Raw genomic sequence first — 21716 nt, 5'->3', positions numbered from 1 at the left:
TTACGCCCGGGGGTGATTAGCACCTTCGAGTGAAGTGCTGCCCTTTTCAGCGTCTTGTTCGAGGACGGGCTGGTCCGGTACCTCTTCGCCGGCGCGGATCAGCTCCAGCCGGCCGAGGACCTTCGAGCGCAGGTCGCTCGGCACGTCATCGTGGCCGCAGCAGCGCTTGACCAGCTTCTTGACGGCCTGCTCCAGCCCGTACTTCTCCAGGCACGGGGAGCACTCGTCGAAGTGCTCCTTGATCTTGCCCTTGTCGCTTTCGGGCATCTCCTGGTCGAGATACTCATAGAGGTGATCGAGGACCTCTGAGCAATCAGTCTCGTGGTGTTCCCCACAGCTCATGATCCTGCGCCCTTCCCGCTGTCGCCCGCGGGCGCAAGGCCGCGCTCGCGTGCGTAGTCCTCCAGCATGTCGCGCAGCTGCCGCCGTCCACGGTGCAGCCGGGACATGACCGTCCCGATCGGTGTCCCCATGATGTCCGCGATCTCCTTGTAGGCAAAGCCCTCGACGTCCGCGAGATAGACGGCGATGCGGAATTCCTCGGGGATCGCCTGCAGGGCCTCCTTGACGTCGGAGTCCGGCAGGTGGTCGAGGGCCTGGGCCTCGGCGGAGCGCAGGCCGGTCGACATGTGCGACTCGGCGCGGGCCAGCTGCCAGTCCTCGATCTCGTCGGCGGCGCTGCGCTGTGGCTCGCGCTGCTTCTTGCGGTACGAGTTGATGAACGTGTTGGTGAGGATGCGGTAGAGCCAGGCCTTGAGGTTCGTACCCTCGCGGAACTGGTGGAACGAGGCGTACGCCTTCGCGTATGTCTCCTGCACCAGGTCTTCCGCATCCGCGGGATTGCGGGTCATGCGCAGCGCAGCCGAATACATCTGGTCCAGGAAGCCGAGGGCGTCGCGCTCGAAGCGCGCGTTGCGCTCCTCCGCGGACTCCCCGGCGCCCTTCGCAGGCGTGCCGTCCGTGCCAGTGTCGGTCCCAGTGACGGAACCCACCTCCTCCAAGACCGTTGCGGAACCCGTGACGGCACCCGTCGCGGGCTCCCTGCTCGATTCGGAGAATAGACCAGTGGCCTGCAGGTCCGCCGCCCGGTTCTTGTCGCGCTGCGCCGACTGCGCGCCGGACCACCCCAGGACGGCGCTCTCGCGCTGCCCGGCCTGGTCAACGCCCTGCGTACGCGACAGGCATGTTGCCCCACCCATCCAGCGGCACCTCTCTTAAGCCATGGTTTCCGGCCGATGTCGGCCACGGACGTTTCGCACAACATCTGGTCGGGCCGCGGCATTCCCGGGTACGGTCTCGTCACCTCATGGGACATGGGATGTCCTACGTACCGTGCTGCAGAGCGCGTAAGGAGAGCCGTGGTTCTGCGAACATTGATGTGTCATGGGCCTGCCAGACTGCTGCTGGCGGCGGGGGTGGCCCTGGCGGCCGTGGTCGGGCTGTCGGCGCCCGCGGGGCGCGCGGCGCCGGCCACCGAACCCCACTTCGACCAGCAGGTCCTCTTCAAGGCCGCGAACGAGCAGGGCTACGCCTGCTTCCGGATACCAGCCGTGGTGAAGACCACGAAGGGCACCCTGCTGGCCTTCGCCGAGGGCCGGGTCAACAATTGCGGCGACGCCGACGACATCGACCTGGTGCTGAAGCGCTCGTTCGACGGCGGAAAGACCTGGACGCCGCTCCAGGTGATCCAGGAGGGCGGCGGCGACACCAACGGCAACCCGGTCCCGATCGTCGACCGCGACTCCGGCCGCATCACGCTGATCAGCAACCGCAACAAGGGCGTCGGCAGCGCCGCGAACTGCGCGGTGCCGTGCAAGCGGGATCCGTACATCCAGCACAGCGATGACGACGGCGAGAGCTGGAGCGAGCAGCGCGCCTTGGGCGCCGAGGCCAAGGATCCGGACTGGAATTCCTGGTACGCGACCGGGCCGCTGCACGGCATTCAGCTGCAGCACGGCCGGCATGCGGGACGGCTGGTCTTCGGCATCAATGCCGAGAGCTGGGATGACGCCGGGAAGCGGGTCACGCATAACCACGCAGCCCTCGCCTATAGCGATGACGGCGGGGAGCACTGGAAGATCGGGGCGCTGGACACGTTCCCGATCGGCGCCGATAAGACCTTCGAGCAGAAGCCGTCGGAGATGACGCTGGCGGAGCGCCGGGACGGCTCCATTTACGTCAACGGGCGGGAGCAGGACGGCACCGACCTCGGCCACCGCGACTTCGCGATCAGCCGGGACGGGGGCGAGTCCTTCACACATGCCGGGTTTACGGCCATCCCGGACCTGCACACCCCGATGGTGCAGGGGTCGTCGATCCAGCTGCGTACCGAGGGGGAGGACGGCTATGACCGCTGGCTGTTCTCAGCCCCGGCCGACCCGGACCGGCGCCGGACCATGATGGTCCGGTCCTCGTACGACGAGGGCCGCACCTGGGAGGACGTCGACCGCGGCAAGGTCGTGACGACCGACTGGTCCGGCTACTCGGACATGGTGCGGGTCGGCTCCGGGGAGGTCGGCCTGCTCTACGAGGGCGGGCCGGTGGACGCCCGGGACGAGATCCGGTTCGCCCGCTTCAACGAGGCGTGGCTGGGCTCGCGCCGCGCGCCTGACCCGCGTACGGCGGACCGGGCGCCGGGGGCGGCGCCGGCGAGGGTCGTCGGCGGGGTGCAGCGCACGGAGGGCCACGCCGGTGGCGGGGCGGCGTCGTTCGACGGGGTGGACGGGCACGTGAGGCTGCCGTTCCGGGAGTCGCTCCCGCTGGACGGTAAGGACTTCACGGCGAGCCTGTGGTTCCGCTACTCGGCGACGGGTGGTGAGCATCCGATGCTGTGGATGGGCGGGGTGGGGACGAAGTCCCCGTACGTGGCGCTGCGCGCGCTCCCGGGAGAGAAGAAGCTGGTCGCGGAGATGACGGTGGCGCCTGACGGCAAGCCGATCGCTTCGCCGCTGCCGGTGGTGCGAGCGGAGTCGTCGGCGGCGTACAACGACGGGGAGTGGCATCACGCGGTGATTCGGCGGGGTGGGGGGTCGCTGACGCTGACGGTGGATGGGGTTGAGGCGACTGCGCCGGATGTGGCGGGGTCGGTCAGCCGGACGTCGACCTTTGCGGTGGATCTGGGGCAGAAGATGGACAGTCGGATCCGGTACGCGGGCGACCTGGATGACGTGCGGGTTTATGACCGGGCGTTGCCGGCGGATCAGGTGAAGGCGCTGGGGGTGGGTGCTGGGCCGCGGAAGGGGCTGATCGTGGACATTCCGCTGGATCGGATCAGGCGCTGACTCACATCGGGCGCTGACTCAAGCGAGCCAGGCCGTCACGCCGTCCGTCAGGATCCGCAGGGCCTCCTCCTGCGTGATGTCGGCCGCCTTCGGCACGGCGAAGCCGTGGTCTCCCCACGGGACGGTGATCAGCTCCGTCCCGTCCGGGAACTCCTCCGGCGTGCCGAAGGTGTCCCGCTCCCCCTGCACCACGAGGGTGGGCACGCCGGCGCCGGTCAGCTCCTCGACGCGTGACTTCTCCGGGCGGCCCGGCGGGTGCAAGGGGAAGGCCAGCGCGAGGACGGCGTGCGCGCCGAGGTCCTTCGCCGTACGACAGGCGACCCGGGCCCCGGCGCTGCGCCCGCCGGCGACGACGGGCTGGCCGGGCTTCTCCAGCGCAGGCCACAGCCCCCGCCAAGCGATATCAAGCGTCTTGGGCGCGGGACCGAGCTTCTTCCCAGCCACGCGCCAGGGCTGATCAACGAGCGCAACGGAGACCCCACGGGCCGGCAGCGCGGCGGCGAGAGCTTCGAGGTCCCGGGAGGGCCCCGCGCCCCCGGCCCCATGGCCAAGGGCAAGCGTCAGCCGCGCCTTCTTCGCCCGATGCCAGGTGATACGGGCATCCCCGGCAGGAGTCGACACACGTTCAGCAGTCACGCCCCCATCCTGCCCGCCCGCCGCCGCCTTCCCGCCAAAGCACGACCGACGCCCGGGCCGGCGCGCTCAGAACAACGTCTCCTCCTCCGGCGCCTCCCGCTCCGCCAGCAGCTCCGCCCCGTTGTTACGGACATCGCTCACGGCCGTCGACACCGGATACGCCCGCAGCAGGCCCGCCGGTGGCGGCGTCAGCAGCTCCCCCAGCACCTCCGGGTCCTTGCTCGCCGGGTCCAGCCACTGATCCCACCGGTCAGGCGTGATCATCAACGGCATCCGCGGATGGATCTCCGTAAGCGAAGACGGCCCGCCTTCCCCCGCAGGCCCACCGGCCAGCTCCGTCTTCTCCGCATCCGTCGTGATCACCGTGCAGGTCACCCACCACGCCCGCTCATGCTCATCCGGCAGCGTCTTGTCCCGCCAGAACTCGAACAGCCCCGCCATCGCGAACACCGACCCATCAGCAGGCGTAATGAAATACGGCTGCTTCCGCGGCCGCTTCTTCTTCCCCTGCTGCTCCAGCGCCAGCTCGCCCTTGGCCGTCATCCACTCGTAGTAGCCATCGGCCGGCAGCAGGCACCGCCGCGAGGCGAAAGCCCGCCGGTACGCCGGCTTCTCCACCACCGTCTCCGCCCGGGCATTGATCATCTTCACGCCCGTGTCCGGATTCTTGGCCCACGACGGCACCAGGCCCCACCGCAGTTTCCGCAGCTGGCGAACCGGATCCGGCGACGGAGCGTCCTTAACAGGGCGCTCCAGCACCGCATAGACATCCTTCGTGGGCGCGACGTTGTAGTCAGGCGCGATGGTCTCCGCCGGGTCCCACTTCTCCACCTCGAAGATCCCGACGAGATCCTCGGGCTTCCTGCTCGATGCATAGCGACCACACATGCATGTCAGACTGCCAGACCGATCTGACAACCGGCGAAGACGAAGACCGCACCACCCACCCTCCGGAGGAGGAACCGCCCCACCATGGAAACCGACAGCACCAGCTTCACCGAGCTGTGGGACCGCGTCGTCGGGACCCAGCCCGACCCCTCCGAGTGGCTGGTCGCCGTCACGGCCCTGATCGCGCTCGCCGCCGTCGTCCCGTACGGCATCTGGCGCGTCACCCGCAACGCCGTGACGATCGCCCACGAGGGCGGCCACGGCCTCGTGGCGCTCCTCTCCGGCCGCAAGCTCGACGGCATCCGCCTGCACTCCGACACCTCCGGCCTGACCGTCAGCCGCGGCAAGCCCACCGGCCTCGGCATGATCCTCACCGCCGCCGCCGGCTATACGGCGCCCAGCCTCCTCGGCCTCGCCGGCGCCTGGCTGCTCGCCGCCGGGCACATCACCGCGCTGCTCTGGATCGCCGTCGTGCTCCTCGGCGCCATGCTGATCATGATCCGCAACGCCTACGGCCTGCTGACCGTCGTCCTCACCGGCGCGCTCTTCTTCCTCATCTCATGGTTCACCGACGCCGACGTGCAGGCGGGCTTCGCGTACGCCGCCGTCTGGTTCCTGCTGCTCGGCGGCGTACGCCCGGTCTTCGAGCTGCAGCGCAAGCGGGCCGGCGGCCGGGCCCCGGAGTCCGACGCCGACCAGCTGCACCGGCTCACCACCATCCCGGCGGCGCTCTGGCTGCTCTTCTTCTACGTCGTCGCCCTCGGCTCGCTCTTCGGCGGCGCCCGGCTGCTGCTCGAGCCCGCCTTCTGACGCTCCGCGCGCGGGGCGGGTGGCCGGAATCCCACTAGAGTGAAGCCCATGACCGGCCCTACTCAGCACGCCACACACACGGACGCCTCCGCCCTCTGGCCCGCGCCGCACGCGCCCGGACCGACCTCGGGGAGCATCACCGTGCCGGGCTCCAAGTCGGTCACCAACCGCGCCCTGGTCCTCGCCGCCCTCGCGGCCGAGCCGGGCTGGCTGCGCCGCCCGCTGCGCTCCCGCGACAGCGTCCTGATGGCGAACGCGCTGCGCGCCATGGGCATCAGCATCGACGAAGGTGTGGGCCCCGACGGCACCGGCGAGGCCTGGCGGGTCATCCCGGCGGGCCTGCGCGGCCCGGCGCAGGTGGACGTCGGCAATGCCGGCACCGTCATGCGCTTCCTGCCCCCGGTCGCCGCCCTCGCCGACGGCGAGATCCGCTTCGACGGCGACCCCCGGTCGTACGAGCGCCCCCTGCACGGCGTCATCAACGCCCTGCGCGACCTCGGCGCCCGCATCGACGACGAGGGCCGCGGCGCCCTCCCGATGACCGTGCACGGCGGCGGCGCCCTGGACGGCGGCATGGTCGAGGTGGACGCCTCATCCTCCTCCCAGTTCGTCTCCGCCCTCCTCCTCGCCGCCCCCCGCTTCAACCAGGGCCTGACTCTCCGCCACACCGGCAAGACCCTCCCCTCCATGCCGCACATCCGCATGACGGTCGGCATGCTGCGCGCCGCCGGCGCCCAGGTCGACGCCCCGGAGGACGGCGGCGAGCCGAACGTCTGGCGGGTCGCCCCCAGCGCCCTCCTCGGCCGCGACCTCACGATCGAGCCGGACCTGTCCAACGCCCAGCCCTTCCTCGCCGCCGCCCTGATCACCGGCGGCACCGTCACCATCCGCGACTGGCCGCGCCAGACCACCCAGCCCGGCGACGCGCTCCGCGAGATCTTCACCGCCATGGGCGGCTCCTGCGAGCTCACCGACGCGGGGCTGACCTTCTCCGGTACGGGCAAGATCCACGGCATCGACATCGACCTGGGCGAGGTCGGCGAGCTCACCCCGGGCATCGCCGCCGTCGCCGCGCTCGCCGACACCCCGTCGCAGCTGCGCGGCGTAGCCCACCTGCGCCTCCACGAGACGGACCGGCTCGCCGCCCTCACCAGCGAGATCAACGGCCTCGGCGGCGACGTCACCGAGACGGCCGACGGCCTCGCGATCACGCCCCGCCCACTGCACGGCGGCACCTTCCACACGTACGACGACCACCGGATGGCCACTGCGGGAGCGGTCATCGGCCTCGCGGTGGAAGGTGTAGAGGTGGAGAACATCGGCACCACCGCCAAGACCCTGCCCGACTTCGACGAGATGTGGACGGGGTTCCTCGGCCTCCCCGCGCGGCGAGCCTGACCACCCGCGATGCGGCGCTACGGCAAGAACACCGACGAGGACGACGTCCGCGTACGCCCCGACCGCCGCGGCAGCCGGCCGCGCAGCCGTAACCGGCCCAAGCACGAGGACGCCGCCGAGGGCTTCGTGGTGACCATCGACCGCGGCCGGATCACCTGCCTGGTCGAGGACCGCGTCGTCACGGCCATGAAGGCGCGCGAGCTCGGCCGCAAGGGCATCGTCGTCGGCGACCGGGTCGCGATCGTCGGCGACACCTCCGGCGACGAGGGCAGCCTCGCCCGTATCGTCCGCGTCGAGGAGCGCTCCTCGACGCTGCGCCGCACCGCGGACGACGACGACCCGTACGAGCGCATCGTCGTCGCCAACTCCGACCAGCTCGCCATCGTCACCGCCCTCGCCGACCCGGAGCCGCGGCCGCGGCTGATCGACCGGTGCCTGGTGGCGGCGTACGACGCGGGGCTTGAGCCGCTGCTGGTGCTGACGAAGTCCGACCTGGCGTCGCCCGACGAGCTGCTGAGCTCGTACGCCCCGCTGGGGGTCCGCGCCGTCGCCGTAAACCGCGACGATCTCGCCTCGGGCGACGCCGCGGATGCCGTACGCGAATACCTCACCGACCGCATCACCGCCTTCGTCGGCCACAGCGGCGTGGGCAAGACGACCCTGGTCAACTACCTGGTCCCGGACCACCAACGCGCCGTCGGCGACGTCAACGAGGTGACCGGCCGCGGCCGCCACACCACCACCTCCGCGCTGGCCCTGAAGCTGCCGCACGACGAGGACGGCTGGGTCATCGACACCCCCGGCGTCCGCTCCTTCGGCCTGAACCACATCGACCCGGCCCGCGTCATCAACGCCTTCCCCGACCTGCTCCCCGGCGCCGAGAACTGCCCCCGCGCCTGCAGCCACGACGAGCCGGACTGTGCCCTGGACGCCTGGGTCGCCGAAGGCCACGCCGACCCGGCCCGCCTCTATTCCCTGCGCCGCCTGCTGGCGACACGGGATCGTAAAGAAGGCGACTGACAAGGCATGTTCGCGTGCCTCGTGGCGGCCCGTCAGTCATAATTCAGACTGGCGTCAACCAAGTGGAGGCAAAGCACATGCCCTGGCTGCTGGTCGTCGTGGCCGGAATCCTCGAGACCGGTTTCGCCGTCTGCCTCAAGCTGTCCCATGGCTTCACGCGGCTGTGGCCGACCGTTGCCTTCTGCGTCTTCGCCCTCGGCAGCTTCGGCCTGCTGACCCTCGCGCTCAAGCGGCTGGACGTCGGTCCGGCGTACGCGGTGTGGACCGGCATCGGCGCGGCCGGCACCGCGATCTACGGCATGATCTTCCTCGGCGACGTGGTCTCGACGCTGAAGCTCGTCTCGATCTCGCTGGTGATCGTCGGCGTCATCGGCCTTCAGCTGTCGGGCGGCGCCCACTGACGAGCCGGCCCGCGAGCCGCTCCAGACCCGCGATGGCCTCGGCGCCCTCGGCGCCTTCCTTGGGAGCCGCAGGCGCCACTACGTAGCTGAGCGCCACCCGCGTGAACTCCTCGCACGCCGCGGCCAGACCCGGCCCCTGCCACTCCTGGCCGAGCGCCGCCACCACCCGGTCGCACACCTTGTCCAGCACCTCGGTCGGGCTCTCCACCGGCGCCACCAGCCGCCGCTCCACCACGGTCCCGCCCTGCCCGGGCCGCTGCGCGGGCAGCCGCCCGGCCCGTACGGGCACGGGTAACCGCTCGCTCCAGCACCCGGTCAGCACGGCCCGTACGAGCGGATTGGTGCGGGCCGAACGCAGCGTCCAGGCGCCGACGGCGGCCAGCCGCCCGGCGGCATCCGCGCCGGCCCGGTCGGCCGCGCCGAGGGCGCGGTCGACGCCGCCGAGGTAGCCGTCCACCTCGCGTCTGACGAGCGCCTGGGCGAGGCCCTCCTTGCTGGCGAATTCGTTGTAGAGGGTCTGCCGCGACACCCCGGCCGCGGCGGCCACGTCCACCATCCGCACCCCGGCCCAAGGCCGGTTCCGCAGCGCTGCGTACGCGGCGTCGAGCAGTCCTTCTCGCGCTGTGGGCATCATGGCCTCCGACAGCTGTGACGACTTGGCGGGCCCCGCCGTGCCGTCAGAATTGACTCGCAGCCCAGTGCTGTCAAGGGGCGTAGCGGCCCCAAGCGGGCGCAATGAGGGGCGTGGGCGACTCCCCGAACCCCACGGGGGCCGCGATCAGCATTACTGTTCACCCCATGGCGGGTTTTCATGACGATCTACGGCTGGCGCACGTGCTGGCGGACGCCGCGGACAACGCGACCATGGACCGGTTCAAGGCTCTCGACCTCAAGGTCGAGACCAAGCCGGACATGACGCCGGTGTCCGAGGCGGACAAGCAGGCCGAGGAGCTGATCCGCGGCCAGCTGCGCCGCGCCAGGCCCCGGGACGCCGTGATGGGCGAGGAGTACGGGCTCGAGGGTGTGGGCCCGCGGCGCTGGATCATCGACCCGATCGACGGCACCAAGAACTATGTGCGCGGCGTGCCCGTCTGGGCCACGCTGATCTCGCTCATGGTCCCCACCGACCACGGCCAGGCCCCGGTCGTCGGCCTCGTCTCGGCGCCCGCGCTCGGCCGCCGCTGGTGGGCGGCCGCGGGCGGCGGGGCGTACACCGGGCGCAGCCTGTCGAAGGCGACGCGGATGCAGGTCTCGGAGGTCGCGAGCGTCGAGGACGCCTCGTTCGCGTATTCGTCGCTGGGCGGCTGGGACGAGCGCGGCAAGCTGGACGGCTTCCTGCACCTGTCCAAGGACTGCTGGCGCACCCGCGCCTATGGCGACTTCTGGCCGTACATGATGGTCGCCGAGGGCACCGTCGACATGTGCGCGGAGCCGGAGCTGTCGCTGTGGGACATGGCGGCGAACGCAATCATCGTCGAGGAGGCCGGCGGCACCTTCACCGGCCTGGACGGCGAGCGCGGCGTGCACAGCGGGAACGCGGCGGCGTCCAACGGGCTGCTGCACGGGGAGCTGCTGAGCTACCTGGGGTCGTAACCCCCGGCCCAACCCCGGACCCAAACCGGCCTCTTGGGGCTCGGCTTCCACGAAGCCCACTCCACGCGCCTCTTGTTGGGGGCGGCACCGGCATGTGAACATGAGAATCCCCCTGCTTGTGCGATTGTGAAAGCACGCACAACCCCTCACAGGAGGTGCCTCACTCCATGCTCGTACGAGACGCGATGAGCACGGTGGTCCTGACCATCGGCCCCGACCACACCCTCCGCCAGGCCGCCGCGCTGATGTCCGCCCGCCGGGTCGGCGCCGCGGTGGTCCTCGACCCGGACACAGCGGGCATCGGCATTCTGACCGAGCGCGACGTGCTCAACTCGGTGGGCGCGGGCCAGGACGCGGACCGCGAGCGGGCCGCCGCACACACCACGACGGACGTGGTCTTCGCAACCCCTGACTGGTCCCTGGAGGAGGCCGCGGAGGCCATGACGCACGGTGGCTTCCGGCACTTGATCGTCCTGGAGAACGCGGAGCCCGCGGGCATCGTCTCCGTACGCGACATCACCCGCTGCTGGGCATCGGAGCGCAGCACGGCCGCGGCCGTGTAGCCGCGGAACAGCACAGAGGCCGGAGCCCTATGGCGTCCGGCCTCTGTGGTTTGTTCGACAAGCAGCGTGGTCAGGCGCGGAGGGCCTGGACCGCTGCCTCCAGCCGCTTGCCGAAGTCCTCGTCCGCCTGGGCGAAGTTGCCGATCGCGCGCTCGGCGATGTCATCGCGGGAGACGCCCGAGATGGCCGCTGCGAGGTTCGCGACCAGGCGCTCCTTCTCGCCCTCGGACATCAGCCGGTAGAGGTTGCCGGCCTGCACGAAGTCGTTGTCCTCCGCGTGCGAGGGGGTGACGTGGTCGCCGGTGGCGCCGGAGACCTGCGCCGGCTCCCACAGCGGGCGGTCGGTCTGCACCGGGCCGCCGAAGCTGTTCGGCTCGTAGTTCTTGGCGCCCTTGTGGCGGCCGTCGTACATCACGCCGTCCCGTCCGTGGGTGCGCGCCTCGGTGGCGTGCGGGCGGTTCACCGGCAGGTGGTCGGCGTTGATGCCGACGCGGTAGCGGTGGGCGTCGCCGTAGCCGAAGAGGCGGCCCTGGAGCATCTTGTCCGGGGACGGGCCGATGCCCGGCACGAAGTGCGCGGGGCTGAAGATGGACTGCTCGACCTCGGCGAAGATGTTCTCCGGGTTGCGGTTGAGCTCCAGCTTGCCGATCTCGTGCAGCGGGTAGTCCGCGTGCGGCCAGACCTTGGTCAGGTCGAACGGGTTGAAGCGGTAGTTCGCCGCCTCGGCCGCCGGCATGATCTGCACGGACACGGTCCAGGACGGGAAGTCGCCGCGCTCGATCGACTCGCGCAGGTCGCGCTGGTGGGAGTCCGGGTCCTCGCCGGCGAGCTTGGCGGCGTCCTCGGCGGTGAGGTTCTTGATCCCCTGGTCGGTCTTGAAGTGGTACTTGACCCAGAAGACCTCGCCGTCCTCGTTGTTCCACTGGAAGGTGTGCGAGCCGAAGCCGTCCATGTGGCGGTACGAGGCGGGGATGCCGCGGTCACCGAAGAGCCAGGTCACCTGGTGGGTGGACTCGGGCGAAAGGCCCCAGAAGTCGAAGACGTTGTCCGCCTCCTGGCTGCCCGTGTACGGGTCGCGCTTCTGGGTGTGGATGAAGTCGGGGAACTTGATCGCGTCCCGGATGAAGAACACCGGGGTGTTGTTGCCGACGAGGTCGTAATTGCCCTCTTCGGTGTAGAACTTCAGCGCGAAGCCGCGCGGGTCACGGACGGCGTCCGCGGCACCGAGGTTGCCGGCGACGGTGGAGAACCGCAGGAAGGTCTCGGTCTGCTTGCCGACCTCGGAGAGGAACTTCGCCCGGGTGTACTTGGTCACGTCCTTGGTGACGGTGAAGGTGCCGTACGCACCCGCGCCGCGGGCGTGCACGATGCGTTCCGGGATGCGCTCGCGGTTGAAGTGCGCGAGCTTCTCCAGCAGGTGCTGGTCCTGGACCAGAACCGGGCCGCCGGGTCCCGCGGTCTCGCTCTGCTGGTTGTCGGCTACCGGAGCACCGGATTCGGTCGTCAGCGGGCCAGTCACGTAGGGCCTCCCAGATATCGCTAATCCCAGTGGTTCGGGATCTGTCCTGCGACCGATCGTACATTGGACATTGTCTAAGTCAAGATGGGTGTGAATTCCGTAACGGTTCTGGCGCTGGGCCGCTGCGCTGCTACGCTTGGCCCATGAGTGACCTCCTGGAACGACTGCGCGGGCGCGGCTGGCGCCTCACTGCCCAGCGTCGTGTCATCGCCGAGGTACTCGACGGCGACCATGTGCACTACACCGCCGACGAGGTGCACGACAAGGCGGTGTCCCGGCTCCCCGAGATCTCGCGTGCCACCGTCTACAACACCCTGGGCGAGCTGGTCTCCATCGGCGAAGTCATCGAGGTCGCCACGGACGGCCGCGCAAAGCGCTACGACCCGAACGCCCACCGCCCGCACCAGCACCTGGTCTGCTCCCGCTGCGGCGCGATCCGCGACGTGCACCCGCGCGGCAACCCGGTCGCGGACCTGCCCGCGGAGGAACGCTTCGGCTTCGTGGTCCAGGACGCGGAGGTCACGTACCGGGGCCTGTGCCCCAACTGCGCGAGCGCCTGACCCGCACCACCACCACGCGTTGACCCCGGCCCCATGGGCCGGGGTTTTTTGCTGGGCGTCCCACCCTCTTCCCGGATCTGACGGTCCGTCATATTCTCGCGGAGATCGATGAGTTCCGGCCACTCCAGCGAGGAGGCACAGTGGGCGACCCGCACCCGACCCCACCCAGCGATCACCCCGAAGCCAAGCTGAGCGCCCAAGGCCTGGCCCGCACCTTCGGGCGCGGCCCGAAGGCCGTCGAGGCGCTCGGGCCGATCGACCTCGACATCCCCGAGGGCGAGTTCACCTGCGTCGTCGGCCCCAGCGGCTGCGGCAAATCCACGCTGCTGCGGATCGCCGCCGGGCTGCTGCGCCCGAGCGCCGGCGAGCTGCGGCTGTCGGCCGCCACCCCGCGTCCGGCCGCCATGATCTTCCAGGACTACGGCATCTACGACTGGAAGACCGTGCTCGCCAACGTCCGCTTCGGCCTCGACATCCAGCGCGTCCCGCGCCGCGAGGCGGACGAGCGCGCCCGCGGCTGGCTCGCCCGCATGGGCCTGACCGACTTCGGCGATGCCTACCCGGCGACGCTCTCCGGCGGCATGCGCCAGCGGGTGGCGATCGCCCGGGCGCTGGCCGTGGAGCCGGAGGTCCTGCTGATGGACGAGCCCTTCGCGGCCCTGGATGCCCAGCTGCGCCAGATCCTCCAGGACGAGCTGCTGGAGCTCACCCAGACCACCCGTACGACCACGCTCTTCATCACCCACAGCCTGGAGGAGGCCATCGTCCTGGGCGACCGGGTCCTGGTGATGTCCGCGCGGCCGGGGCGCATCATCGCCGAGCGACGGCCGCCCTTCGGCCGCCCGCGCAGCGGGGACGTCCGCTCCGCGCCCGAATTCACCGAGCTGAAGAGCGAGCTGTGGGCGCTGCTGCGCGGCGAAGTGCGGCCCCCGGCCGAAACGGCGGTGCCGGCATGAGCACGGACACGAGCACCAAGCCCCCGGCCGAGCCCACGACGCTGCTGCGCCGCCCCGGCCCGCAGGAGCTCCATCCCGTACGCACCCACCGCAGGCGCCGCACGCTGGAGATCGCCCTCGCCGTCGCCGTACCCATCGTCTGCATCCTCCTCTGGCAGCTGGCCGCCACCCAGAGCTGGATCGACGAGCGCGTCTACCCGGCCCCGAGCGACATCGCCGCCGACGGCTGGCAGCGGGCCGGCGACGGCGAGCTGTGGCCGGACGTGTGGGCGACGCTGAAGCGGGTGCTGGCGGGGTACGCGATCGGCACGGTCTCCGGCTATCTGCTGGGGCTGCTGATGGGCTCGATGAGCCTCGTACGGGCGGCCCTGGAGCCCACCCTGGATGCGCTGTACGTGGTCCCCAAGCTCGCCCTCCTCCCGATCTTCCTGAACATGTTCGGCCTGGGCGAGGGCCCGCAGATCGCCCTGGTCGCCGCGACGGTCTTCTTCTTCGTGTGGATCTCGACGATGGCGGCGGTGCTGGCGGTCCCGGAGGGCCACCGGGACGCGGGCAAGGTCTTCGGGGCCTCACCGTGGCAGATGTTCCGGCACGTACTCCTGCCCGCCTCGCTCCCCGCCGTCCTGGTGGGCGCCCGGATCGCGGCAGGCGTGGCGGTCCTGGTCATCGTCGCCTCCGAAGCCGTGGCGGCGAACGACGGCCTCGGCCACCTGATCTTCGACTCCCGCGCGCTCTTCCAGAACGACGTGATGTTCGTCGGCATCGTCTGCGTGGCGGTCCTCGGCGTGCTCTTCTCCGAGCTCATCCGCCTAGGCGGCCGCCTGCTCACCCCATGGGCACCCCGCGACCGCGGCCGCGGCCAGAACTAAGGACCCGGAGGTTCCATGCGACCCCGCACCACCCCGCTAGCCCTGTCCGTGTGCGCCGCTCTCGCGCTGGCGGCCTGCAGCAACGCCAGCAGCCCTTCATCCTCCTCGGACGATGCCAAGCCGCGCCCCATCAAGCCGGTCGCCGGCTGCGGCGCCGACGCCTGGACCGACCCCGCCGACCTCGCCCCCGACCGTGCCCCGGCCCGCTGCAAGTCCGGCGCACCGGCCCCGAAGCCGCTGAAGAAGCCGCGCAAGCTCACCGTGGTGACGGGCACACTGAACGCCGAGTACGTGGCCCCACTCCAAATGGCGGTGAAGAAGGGCGAGTTCAAGAAGGAGGGCCTGGACGTACAACTGAAGACGCTGCCGACGCCCGACGCGCTCCCCCTCCTCGCCAAGGGCGAGATCGACGCCCAGTGGGCGGCGCCCGAGGCGGCGGTGATCAACGGGATCAACAGCGGCTTCGACATCAAGTGGACCGCCGCGAACTACTCCTCCTCCCCCAAATCCCGCAGCGGCCTGTGGGTGAAGCTGAAGAACGGCGAGACCGCCAAGACGGCAAAGCTGGACGGCCTCAAGATCGGCACCATGATCGGCAAGGGCTCCGTGATCATGTACGCCATGGAGAAGGCCCTCAAGGCCCGCGGCACAAAGCTCGACGCCGTCGACTTCCAGCAGCTCGGCTCCGCCGACGTCCTCACCGCCCTGCAGAACGGCGGCGTCGACTCGGCCTGGCTCCTGGACCCGGCCTGGCGCAAGGTCGACGGCGACGCCGACTACGGCTTCATCGGCGGCCAGCCGGAGGGCGAGCCGCTGGGCGGCGTCCTCTTCGGCCCGTCCCTGCTGAACGACGACCGGGCCGCCGGGGTGGCCTTCACCAGGGCATACGTCCGTACGCTGAACACGTACTTCCGCGACGACTACAAGAAGGACCCGGCCTTCGTCACGGAGCTGGCGAAGATGCTGAAGGTGGACGAGTCGGTCCTGAAGTCGGTCCCGTCGCTGACGATGGACTGGGAGATCAGGAAGGGCACGACGGACCGGCTGCAGAAGTCGTACACCGACGCCGGGGTCACGAAGGGCGACCCGCTCCCGGAGGACAAGCTGGTGGACCGCGCCTTCTACGCGGAGGCGGTGGGCCACAAGCCGTAAGGCGCCCGTAGACGCACCAAAGGCCGGTCCAGATCGGACCGGCCTTCGGTTCAGAGTAGCGGGGACAGGATTTGAACCTGCGACCTCTGGGTTATGAGCCCAGCGAGCTACCGAGCTGCTCCACCCCGCGTCGTTGTGTTCACAACCTTACCCCTAGCCCGACGACCAGTGCAAATCGCTTTACGAGCGACCCCCGGCCCCCGGGGCAGGCCCCTACGCCGACAGCTCCTGCACCAGCGCATCGCGCAGCCGCGCAGCCCGCTCCGCGACCTCCGCCGGGCCGAGCTCGACCGCGCGGTCCGCCCACTGTCGGCCCTCCGCCAGGTCCCCGTGCCGCGCCGCCAGCAGCGCCAGGCGCAGCGCGGCGCGTCCGTGGCCCGCCTCGGCCGCCCGGTGCCACCACACGGCGGCCTCCCGCTCGCTGCCCTCGCGGACGAGGAGCAGGCCCAGGTTGAAGGCGCCGTTACGGCTCCCGGCCTCAGCCGCGGCCCGGTACCAGCGCCCGGCCTCCGCGACATCGCCCCGCTCCGCCGCGCACATGCCGACGCGCACCTGCGCCCGCCGGTGCCCCTGCTCGGCGGCGGCGCGATACCAGCCCTCGCACTCCTCCGCCGTATCGGCACCGTCCCGGTCGAGCAGCGCGGCCAGCCGGAAAGCACCCTCGGCGCTGCCGCCCTCGGCCGCGCACCGCAGGTGATCCGCGGCCTCCTTCTCCTCGCCGTCCCGCAGCAGCGCGGTGCCGACCTGCAGCGCGGCCTCGGTGTGCCCGGCCGCGGCGGCCCGCTCGTACCAGCCGAGCGCCGCGCCCTCGTCGCCGCGCCCGGCGTGCAGGATGCCGAGGTTGAAGGCGGCGTCCACGCTGCCCGCCTCGGCCGCCTTGGAGAACCACGGCTCCGCGCCCGCGGAGTCGCCGCGCTGCAGCAGCAGCACGGCGAGCGCGTTCGCGGCCTCGCGGTGGCCCGCGTAGGCCGCCCGCCGGTACCACTGCTCGGCCTGCTCGGCCCGCCCCTGCCCGGAGCAGAGCAGCGCGAGGTTGTACGCGCCGTTCACGTCACCGGCATCCAGCGCCGCCCGGTACCACTTCTCCGCGGTCTGCGTCTCGCCCCGGTCCGCGTGCAGCGCACCCAGCGCGTTCGCGGCGTTGCCGTCGCCGTCCTGGGCCGCGCGCCGCCACCACACCGCGGCGCTGACCTCGTCACCCGCGTCGCGCAGCAGGAAGCCGAGCGCGCAGGCCGCCTTGGCCTCGCCGTCGCGCGCCGAGGTCAGGTACCAGCGCTGGGCCTCCTTGGCCTCCCCGCGCTCCTCCAGGAGCGTGCCGAGGTGCAGCGCGGCCCGCCGGTGGCCGCGCGCGGCGGCCTGCCGGTACCACTGCTCGGCCTCGCCGGCGAGCTGCGGGTTGGTCGCGGCGCGCGTCAGCGTGTCCGGTACGGGCCCGTGGCTCGCGTTGGGACTGGTGCCCTGAGCGCCGTCCGTACGGTGGCCGCGGGCGCGCCGGTCCAGGGCGCGGGCGAGGCGGTAGGCGCCCTCGCGGTGGCCCTTCTCGGCGGACGCGCGGAACCAGCGCTCGGCGCCCACGTCGCTGCGGTGCTCCAGCAGGTCGGCGAGCGCGTACGCGCCCAGCGCATGGCCGGACTCGGCGGACTGGCGCAGCCAGTACTCGGCGGCGGGCTCGTCGCCGCGCTCGCGGTAATGCCGGCCGAGCGCGTGCGCGGCGGGCGCGGAGCCCGCCACCGCGGCGATCCGCCACCAGCCGGCCGCCTCGTCGCCGAGGCCGCGCTGGTGCAGCAGCACGCCGAGGTTGTTGGCCGCGGCGCGGTCGCCGTCCGCGGTCGCCCGGCGCAGAAAGGGTTCAGCACCCTCAAGGTCCCCGCGGCGGAGCAGCAGGGCGCCCAGCGAGCTCAGGGCAGCGCAATCTCCGGCGTCGGCGGCCTGGCGGTACCGGAGCTCGGCAGCCGCCTCGTCATGTCGCTCACCCACGCCGCCGTCAACTCGACGGGCGTCCAACACCCTTGCCTCTTCCCCCATAACCACCATCGTCGCATCACCTGCAACCCGCGTACACCTGGTATACCTCAGCCAGGAAGGTCACTTCAGCGTTTTGTCGACTTCCCGACATCACAACCCCCCAAACCAATCAAGCCAGTTGCCCCCCGATGGAGTGGATCCGCGACGGTCCGCTTGACGTACGAACGTCCGTGGCCGTAAGGGGTCCGGACATGCGTCAGGGCCCGGAGTCCGAAGACTCCGGGCCCTGACCTTCAGTAGCGGGGACAGGATTTGAACCTGCGACCTCTGGGTTATGAGCCCAGCGAGCTACCGAGCTGCTCCACCCCGCGCCGTTGTGTGCACAACCCTAGCACGGCGCGAGGTGGGCTCATGACCAGCCGCTAGCCGGTCTTGTTCTCCGCCTCAGCGGCCCGCTTCAGCGCCTCCTCGAGGTCTTCCTGGGCGCGACCGTACGCATCCCAGTCCTGCTTCTCCAGCGCGTCCTGGCCCGCCTTGAACGCCTTGTCGGCGTCCTTCAGCGCTTCCTCCAGCGACTGGTTCGGCTTGTCCGGCTTCTTCTTGCCGCCGCCTTCCTCTTCCTCTTCCGCCGGTGTGCTCTCCTTCACACCGAAGGCGACGTCGAGCGCCTCTGGCAGCGTGTCCTCGAAGGCGGTCTTCTCGCCGTACGTGACGAGAACCTTCCGCAGGAGTGGGTAGTTGGTGCCGGCGCCGCGGACGTAGACCGGCTCGATATAGAGCAGACCTCCCTCCAGCGGCACCGTGAGCAGGTTGCCGTACTCCACCTCGGAGTCACCCCTGCGCAGAATGTTGATCTTGTCGGCGACTTCCGTATCGGAGTTGAAGCGCGACTGCACCTGTTTCGGCCCTGGCACGGGCGATGTCGATGGCAGCTTCAGGATTCTGATGTTGCCGTAGTCATCGCTGCGCGCATCCGCGTCGACCGCCATGAAGGCCCCGAGGTTCTCGCGTTCTCGTGGCGTGAAGGTGGTGGTCAGCGCGAAGCTCGGGGACTTCTGGTCCGGCATCTTCATGCTGAGGTAGTACGGCGGCACCGAACTCTTGTCCTTGGTGGTCGGATCCTCGGGGATCTGCCACTGCTCGGAACCGGAGTAGAACTGCTTGGGGTTGGTGACGTGGTACTGCGTCAGCAGCTCCCGCTGGACCTTGAACAGGTCCTGCGGATACCGCATGTGGTCCTTGAGGGCCTGCGGGATCTCCGACTTGGACTTCACCGTGCCCGGGAAGGACTTCATCCACGTCTTCAGGACCGGGTCCTTCTCGTCCCACTCGTAGAGGTTCACCGTGCCGTTGTAGGCGTCGACGGTGGCCTTCACCGAGTTGCGGATGTAGTTGACCTGGTTCTGCTGGGCGACGACCGAGCGCTGGTCATCGGTCAGCGAGTCCGAGGTCGACTCCCCGAGCGTGGTGCGGGAGGCGTACGGATAGCCGTTCGTCGTGGTGTACGCGTCCACGATCCACTTCACCCGGCCGTCCACGACCGTCGGGTACGGGTCGCCGTCGATGGTCAGCCACGGGGCGACGGCCTCGACGCGCTCCTTCGGGGTGCGGTTGTACAGCACCTTGGAGCCCTCGCCGATCGCGCCCGAGTACATGATCTGCGGCTCGCCGAAGGCGACGGCGTACGCGGCCCGGTTGAAGCCGTTGGAGAGGCTCACACCGCTCTTGCCGGTGTACTTGTACGTCTGCTCGCCCGCGTCCGACGAGTAGTCGACCTCGTCCTGGGGCCCGCCGACGATGGAGTACTGGTTGGTCTTCTCGCCGTAGTAGATCCGCGGCTCGTACTCGCCGAGGTCGCCCTCGGGCGGCAGGTCCTTCTCCCGGTAGACCGGGCCGCCGGTGCCGTTCACCTCGGTGCCCTTGCCCGCGACCATGCCGTAGCCGTGGGTGTAGCGGAAGTGGTTGTTGATCCAGCCCTTCTCCGGGATGCCGTTCATGTTCAGCTCGCGGAGGCCGACGACCGTGTCGGCTTCCTTGCCCGTCTTGTCCTTGTAGCGGTCGACGTCGAGCGTGGACGGGAACTGGTAATAGCCCCTGACCTGCTGCTGCTGCTGGAAGGTCGGGGAGACGATGTTCGGGTCGAGCAGCCGGATCGAGGCCGTGGTGTCGACGGCGTCGCGCAGCTCCTGGTCGTCCTTCTTGCTCTGCCCGGAATAGTCCTTCACGTGCGCCGTATCGATGTCGTACGCCTTGCGGGTGGCATCGATGTTCTTCTTGATGAAGGGCGCTTCCTTGGCCTGCTCGTTCGGCTGGACCTGGAACTTCTGCACGATCGCCGGGTAGAGCCCGCCGATCAGGATCGCCGAGAGCGCCATCAGGCCGAGGCCGATCAGCGGCAGCTGCCAGGTGCGCCGCCACAGGGTGGCGAAGAACAGCACCGCGCAGATGATCGCGATCACGAAGAGGATCGTCTTCGCCGGCAGGTAGGCATTGGCGTCGACGTACTTCAGACCCGTCCACCCGTCGGTCGACTTCAGGCCGCTGGACTTCACCGCCAGGCCGTACCGGTCCAGCCAGTACGCCACCGCCTTGAGGGCGACGAAGAGACCCAGCAGCACCGACAGATGCCCGGTGGCCGCCGAGGTGGCGCGGGCGCCCGGGCTGGAGATGCGCAGGCCGCCGTAGAGGTAGTGCACCAGCGCGGCGGCGATCAGCGACAGCACGATCGCGGCGAAGCCGAAGCCGAGCAGGAAGCGATACCAGGGCAGGTCGAAGACGTAGAAGGAGATGTCCTTGTGGAACTGGGCATCGGTCTGCCCGAAGCTCTGCCCGTTCACCCACTGCAACCAGGTGCGCCACTGGCCGGAGGCGGAGGCGCCGGAGATCAGCCCGACGAGAAGGGAGAGCCCGAGCAGGATCCACTTCTTGTACGGGGCGATGTTCATCCGGTAGCGGTCAAGGGACTCCTGCTCCAGGGACATCGCGGACAGCGGCGGCCGCAGCCGGTGCGCCAGCCAGATGTTGACCCCCACGGCCGCGGCCATGAGCAACCCGAAGACAAGGAAGAGACCGACCTTCGTCCACAGCGTCGTGGTGAAGACGGACGTGTATTTAACCGACCGGTACCAGAGCCAGTCGGTCCAGAACCCGGCGAACATGACGAAGAGGATGGCCAGTACGGCGAGCACACCCAGCGTCAGGAACAGGGTCCGCATGCGCCGCGACGGGCGGCCGATGTTGATCCGCGGACCGGACGGGCCGCCTGAGCCGCCGGAGCCCCGGTCCGGCATCTGGAAAGCCAAGGTGCGCACCTCGAGATCGATGTGTCGGAATGGGCCGTTTCGGTGGGAATCGGCCCGAGCCCCCGTTACAGGGGGCTCACTGTGCAAACTTACTAAAGCTTTACTCGGTTCCCGCTGATGGGGTCCGGTCCGTTCTGAATCGATATGCGGCTCCGCCGCGTGGCTCGCAATGAGGCAGGATGTCGACCATGTCCAACCTTCCCACCGGCGCCACGGACGGCGCCGCATTTGCGGCCAGCCCGCTGACCCGGGCCGTACTCGAGATCGACGAATACGCCGCCGGCTTCGGCTGGGACCAGCCGGCCCGCTTCTTCGCCCTCGTCGACACCTCGCAGCTGCGCGCCCAGGAGCCAGGGCTCGCCGCGCAGCTCGGCCTCGACGAGCAGCCCGCGAACGGCCAGGCCGGGGTCACGTACACGCCGATCGAGCAGGACCAGCTGCCCGCCGGGCAGGAGCTCGACGAGTTCCTGGCGACGGTGGCGTGGCCGGACGCGGTCGGCGGCTGTGCGGTGACGCTGGAGCGGCTGATGCTGCCGCCGTCGGCCGAGGCGAAGCTCCCCGAGGGCCAGGGGGAGACACAGCTCGCCGAATGGGTGGCCAAGCACCCGGAGCGGCAGGAGGTCCGGATGACGGTGGGCGTGCTGCGGGACGGGGCGCGGGAGTGCGCGATCCGGCTGCGCGAGAAGGACAGCGCCACGGAGGTGCTGACCGGGGCCGAGCTGGTGCCGGGGCTGGCGCAGGCGCTGGCGGCGACCTTCGAGGACTGACGCCTGACTGACGCCTTCTGGGGCGTCAGTCAGGCG

At 70.3% G+C, this 21716-nt stretch carries 20 protein-coding genes and 2 tRNA genes; 12 read left to right on the top strand and 10 right to left on the bottom strand.

Translation table 11 applies throughout. The annotated features are described in order from the left end of the window. Together rsrA and ACNNMR_RS29390 are read right to left on the bottom strand one after the other, a co-directional pair. A complete protein-coding gene (rsrA, locus tag ACNNMR_RS29395; RefSeq protein ID WP_419997691.1) occupies nt 1-342 on the bottom strand; it encodes a mycothiol system anti-sigma-R factor in 342 nt (113 codons plus the stop codon). Further along, nucleotides 339-992: a sigma-70 family RNA polymerase sigma factor gene (locus ACNNMR_RS29390; RefSeq protein WP_420000522.1), complete on the bottom strand. Its 654-nt coding sequence runs from the start codon at nt 990-992 to the stop codon at nt 339-341. Before ACNNMR_RS29390 ends, rsrA begins: the two co-directional genes overlap by 4 nt. Nucleotides 993-1376: 384 nt before the next feature. On the opposite strand from ACNNMR_RS29390, the gene ACNNMR_RS29385 reads away from it, so the two are divergent. Continuing rightward, nucleotides 1377-3281 (top strand): exo-alpha-sialidase, encoded by a 1905-nt coding sequence (locus ACNNMR_RS29385; RefSeq protein ID WP_420000521.1) that lies wholly within the window; start codon nt 1377-1379, stop codon nt 3279-3281. 18 nt (nt 3282-3299) lie between these two features. Here the strand turns inward: ACNNMR_RS29385 and ACNNMR_RS29380 are convergent, their stop codons facing one another. Together ACNNMR_RS29380 and ACNNMR_RS29375 are read right to left on the bottom strand one after the other, a co-directional pair. Continuing rightward, on the bottom strand, nt 3300-3917 hold the full coding sequence (locus tag ACNNMR_RS29380) for an alpha/beta family hydrolase (RefSeq protein WP_419997690.1): 618 nt from the start codon (nt 3915-3917) through the stop codon (nt 3300-3302). Nucleotides 3918-3983: 66 nt separating this feature from the next. Continuing rightward, nucleotides 3984-4805 carry an SOS response-associated peptidase gene (locus ACNNMR_RS29375; protein WP_419997689.1) on the bottom strand — a complete coding sequence of 274 codons (822 nt, stop codon included), beginning with the start codon at nt 4803-4805 and terminating at the stop codon, nt 3984-3986. An 84-nt stretch (nt 4806-4889) separates the two neighbouring features. Between ACNNMR_RS29375 and ACNNMR_RS29370 the strand changes: the two genes are divergently transcribed. The 4 genes from ACNNMR_RS29370 to ACNNMR_RS29355 all read left to right on the top strand — a co-directional run bounded on the left by ACNNMR_RS29370 (nt 4890) and on the right by ACNNMR_RS29355 (nt 8434). After that, the gene (locus ACNNMR_RS29370) at nt 4890-5615 is read left to right on the top strand and encodes a M50 family metallopeptidase (protein ID WP_419997688.1); all 726 of its coding nucleotides are present in this window, start codon (nt 4890-4892) and stop codon (nt 5613-5615) included. Between the two features lie 48 nt (nt 5616-5663). Further along, nucleotides 5664-7013: a 3-phosphoshikimate 1-carboxyvinyltransferase gene (aroA, locus tag ACNNMR_RS29365; protein WP_419997687.1), complete on the top strand. Its 1350-nt coding sequence runs from the start codon at nt 5664-5666 to the stop codon at nt 7011-7013. 9 nt (nt 7014-7022) lie between these two features. Next, a complete protein-coding gene (gene rsgA, locus ACNNMR_RS29360) occupies nt 7023-8033 on the top strand; it encodes a ribosome small subunit-dependent GTPase A (protein ID WP_419997686.1) in 1011 nt (336 codons plus the stop codon). Nucleotides 8034-8110: 77 nt separating this feature from the next. Further along, nucleotides 8111-8434, top strand: coding sequence for a DMT family transporter (locus tag ACNNMR_RS29355; RefSeq protein ID WP_420000520.1), 324 nt, complete (start codon nt 8111-8113; stop codon nt 8432-8434). On the opposite strand, the gene ACNNMR_RS29350 is transcribed toward ACNNMR_RS29355, so the two are convergent. Further along, nucleotides 8400-9065, bottom strand: a complete 666-nt coding sequence (locus ACNNMR_RS29350) for a TetR/AcrR family transcriptional regulator (protein ID WP_419997685.1) — start codon at nt 9063-9065, stop codon at nt 8400-8402. The two genes, ACNNMR_RS29355 and ACNNMR_RS29350, sit on opposite strands and share 35 nt — an antisense overlap. Before the next feature lie 167 nt (nt 9066-9232). Here ACNNMR_RS29350 and hisN point away from each other — a divergent pair, with 167 nt between their 5' ends. Together hisN and ACNNMR_RS29340 are read left to right on the top strand one after the other, a co-directional pair. Next, nucleotides 9233-10027 (top strand): histidinol-phosphatase, encoded by a 795-nt coding sequence (gene hisN / locus ACNNMR_RS29345; protein ID WP_419997684.1) that lies wholly within the window; start codon nt 9233-9235, stop codon nt 10025-10027. Nucleotides 10028-10194: 167 nt separating this feature from the next. Next, nucleotides 10195-10590: a cyclic nucleotide-binding/CBS domain-containing protein gene (locus tag ACNNMR_RS29340; RefSeq protein ID WP_419997683.1), complete on the top strand. Its 396-nt coding sequence runs from the start codon at nt 10195-10197 to the stop codon at nt 10588-10590. 70 nt (nt 10591-10660) lie between these two features. Here the strand turns inward: ACNNMR_RS29340 and ACNNMR_RS29335 are convergent, their stop codons facing one another. After that, nucleotides 10661-12109, bottom strand: coding sequence for a catalase (locus ACNNMR_RS29335; RefSeq protein WP_419997682.1), 1449 nt, complete (start codon nt 12107-12109; stop codon nt 10661-10663). A 143-nt stretch (nt 12110-12252) separates the two neighbouring features. Between ACNNMR_RS29335 and ACNNMR_RS29330 the strand changes: the two genes are divergently transcribed. From ACNNMR_RS29330 to ACNNMR_RS29315, 4 genes are all read left to right on the top strand, one after another. Continuing rightward, nucleotides 12253-12669, top strand: a complete 417-nt coding sequence (locus tag ACNNMR_RS29330; protein ID WP_419997681.1) for a Fur family transcriptional regulator — start codon at nt 12253-12255, stop codon at nt 12667-12669. 140 nt (nt 12670-12809) lie between these two features. After that, entirely contained in the window at nt 12810-13625 is an 816-nt protein-coding gene (locus ACNNMR_RS29325) for an ABC transporter ATP-binding protein (protein WP_419997680.1), read from the top strand. Beyond that, nucleotides 13622-14494 carry an ABC transporter permease gene (locus ACNNMR_RS29320; protein WP_419997679.1) on the top strand — a complete coding sequence of 291 codons (873 nt, stop codon included), beginning with the start codon at nt 13622-13624 and terminating at the stop codon, nt 14492-14494. The genes ACNNMR_RS29325 and ACNNMR_RS29320 overlap by 4 nt, the downstream gene beginning before the upstream one ends. Before the next feature lie 15 nt (nt 14495-14509). Further along, nucleotides 14510-15646: an ABC transporter substrate-binding protein gene (locus ACNNMR_RS29315; RefSeq protein WP_419997678.1), complete on the top strand. Its 1137-nt coding sequence runs from the start codon at nt 14510-14512 to the stop codon at nt 15644-15646. Nucleotides 15647-15702: 56 nt separating this feature from the next. Here the strand turns inward: ACNNMR_RS29315 and ACNNMR_RS29310 are convergent. From ACNNMR_RS29310 to ACNNMR_RS29295, 4 genes are all read right to left on the bottom strand, one after another. Beyond that, nucleotides 15703-15776: transfer RNA gene (locus ACNNMR_RS29310), tRNA-Met, on the bottom strand. A gap of 83 nt (nt 15777-15859) precedes the next feature. Then, nucleotides 15860-17671 (bottom strand): tetratricopeptide repeat protein, encoded by a 1812-nt coding sequence (locus tag ACNNMR_RS29305; RefSeq protein WP_419997677.1) that lies wholly within the window; start codon nt 17669-17671, stop codon nt 15860-15862. A 237-nt stretch (nt 17672-17908) separates the two neighbouring features. Next, nucleotides 17909-17982, bottom strand: a tRNA-Met gene (locus ACNNMR_RS29300). 51 nt (nt 17983-18033) lie between these two features. Beyond that, nucleotides 18034-20901, bottom strand: a complete 2868-nt coding sequence (locus ACNNMR_RS29295; protein ID WP_420000519.1) for a UPF0182 family protein — start codon at nt 20899-20901, stop codon at nt 18034-18036. A 200-nt stretch (nt 20902-21101) separates the two neighbouring features. Between ACNNMR_RS29295 and ACNNMR_RS29290 the strand changes: the two genes are divergently transcribed. Beyond that, nucleotides 21102-21680 (top strand): PPA1309 family protein, encoded by a 579-nt coding sequence (locus tag ACNNMR_RS29290; RefSeq protein ID WP_419997676.1) that lies wholly within the window; start codon nt 21102-21104, stop codon nt 21678-21680. Nucleotides 21681-21716: the final 36 nt, after the last annotated feature.

Origin of the sequence: Streptomyces boninensis (assembly GCF_048572725.1) — a bacterium.
Lineage (GTDB): Bacteria > Actinomycetota > Actinomycetes > Streptomycetales > Streptomycetaceae > Streptomyces > Streptomyces boninensis.
The sequence above is the reverse complement of the archived record's forward strand: the minus strand, read 5'-3'. Positions and strand labels throughout refer to the sequence as shown.

Excerpts from the sequence above, each read along its gene's own strand:
- ACNNMR_RS29295 (WP_420000519.1), bottom strand. The coding sequence starts at position 20,901 with ATGCCGGACCGGGGCTCCGGCGGCTCAGGCGGCCCGTCCGGTCCGCGG.
- ACNNMR_RS29340 (WP_419997683.1), top strand. The coding sequence starts at position 10,195 with ATGCTCGTACGAGACGCGATGAGCACGGTGGTCCTGACCATCGGCCCC.
- aroA (WP_419997687.1), top strand. The coding sequence starts at position 5,664 with ATGACCGGCCCTACTCAGCACGCCACACACACGGACGCCTCCGCCCTC.
- hisN (WP_419997684.1), top strand. The coding sequence starts at position 9,233 with ATGGCGGGTTTTCATGACGATCTACGGCTGGCGCACGTGCTGGCGGAC.
- ACNNMR_RS29355 (WP_420000520.1), top strand. The coding sequence starts at position 8,111 with ATGCCCTGGCTGCTGGTCGTCGTGGCCGGAATCCTCGAGACCGGTTTC.
- ACNNMR_RS29385 (WP_420000521.1), top strand. The coding sequence starts at position 1,377 with ATGTGTCATGGGCCTGCCAGACTGCTGCTGGCGGCGGGGGTGGCCCTG.
- ACNNMR_RS29370 (WP_419997688.1), top strand. The coding sequence starts at position 4,890 with ATGGAAACCGACAGCACCAGCTTCACCGAGCTGTGGGACCGCGTCGTC.
- rsgA (WP_419997686.1), top strand. The coding sequence starts at position 7,023 with ATGCGGCGCTACGGCAAGAACACCGACGAGGACGACGTCCGCGTACGC.
- ACNNMR_RS29290 (WP_419997676.1), top strand. The coding sequence starts at position 21,102 with ATGTCCAACCTTCCCACCGGCGCCACGGACGGCGCCGCATTTGCGGCC.
- ACNNMR_RS29350 (WP_419997685.1), bottom strand. The coding sequence starts at position 9,065 with ATGCCCACAGCGCGAGAAGGACTGCTCGACGCCGCGTACGCAGCGCTG.
- ACNNMR_RS29330 (WP_419997681.1), top strand. The coding sequence starts at position 12,253 with ATGAGTGACCTCCTGGAACGACTGCGCGGGCGCGGCTGGCGCCTCACT.
- ACNNMR_RS29305 (WP_419997677.1), bottom strand. The coding sequence starts at position 17,671 with ATGGGGGAAGAGGCAAGGGTGTTGGACGCCCGTCGAGTTGACGGCGGC.
- ACNNMR_RS29315 (WP_419997678.1), top strand. The coding sequence starts at position 14,510 with ATGCGACCCCGCACCACCCCGCTAGCCCTGTCCGTGTGCGCCGCTCTC.
- ACNNMR_RS29375 (WP_419997689.1), bottom strand. The coding sequence starts at position 4,805 with ATGTGTGGTCGCTATGCATCGAGCAGGAAGCCCGAGGATCTCGTCGGG.
- rsrA (WP_419997691.1), bottom strand. The coding sequence starts at position 342 with ATGAGCTGTGGGGAACACCACGAGACTGATTGCTCAGAGGTCCTCGAT.
- ACNNMR_RS29320 (WP_419997679.1), top strand. The coding sequence starts at position 13,622 with ATGAGCACGGACACGAGCACCAAGCCCCCGGCCGAGCCCACGACGCTG.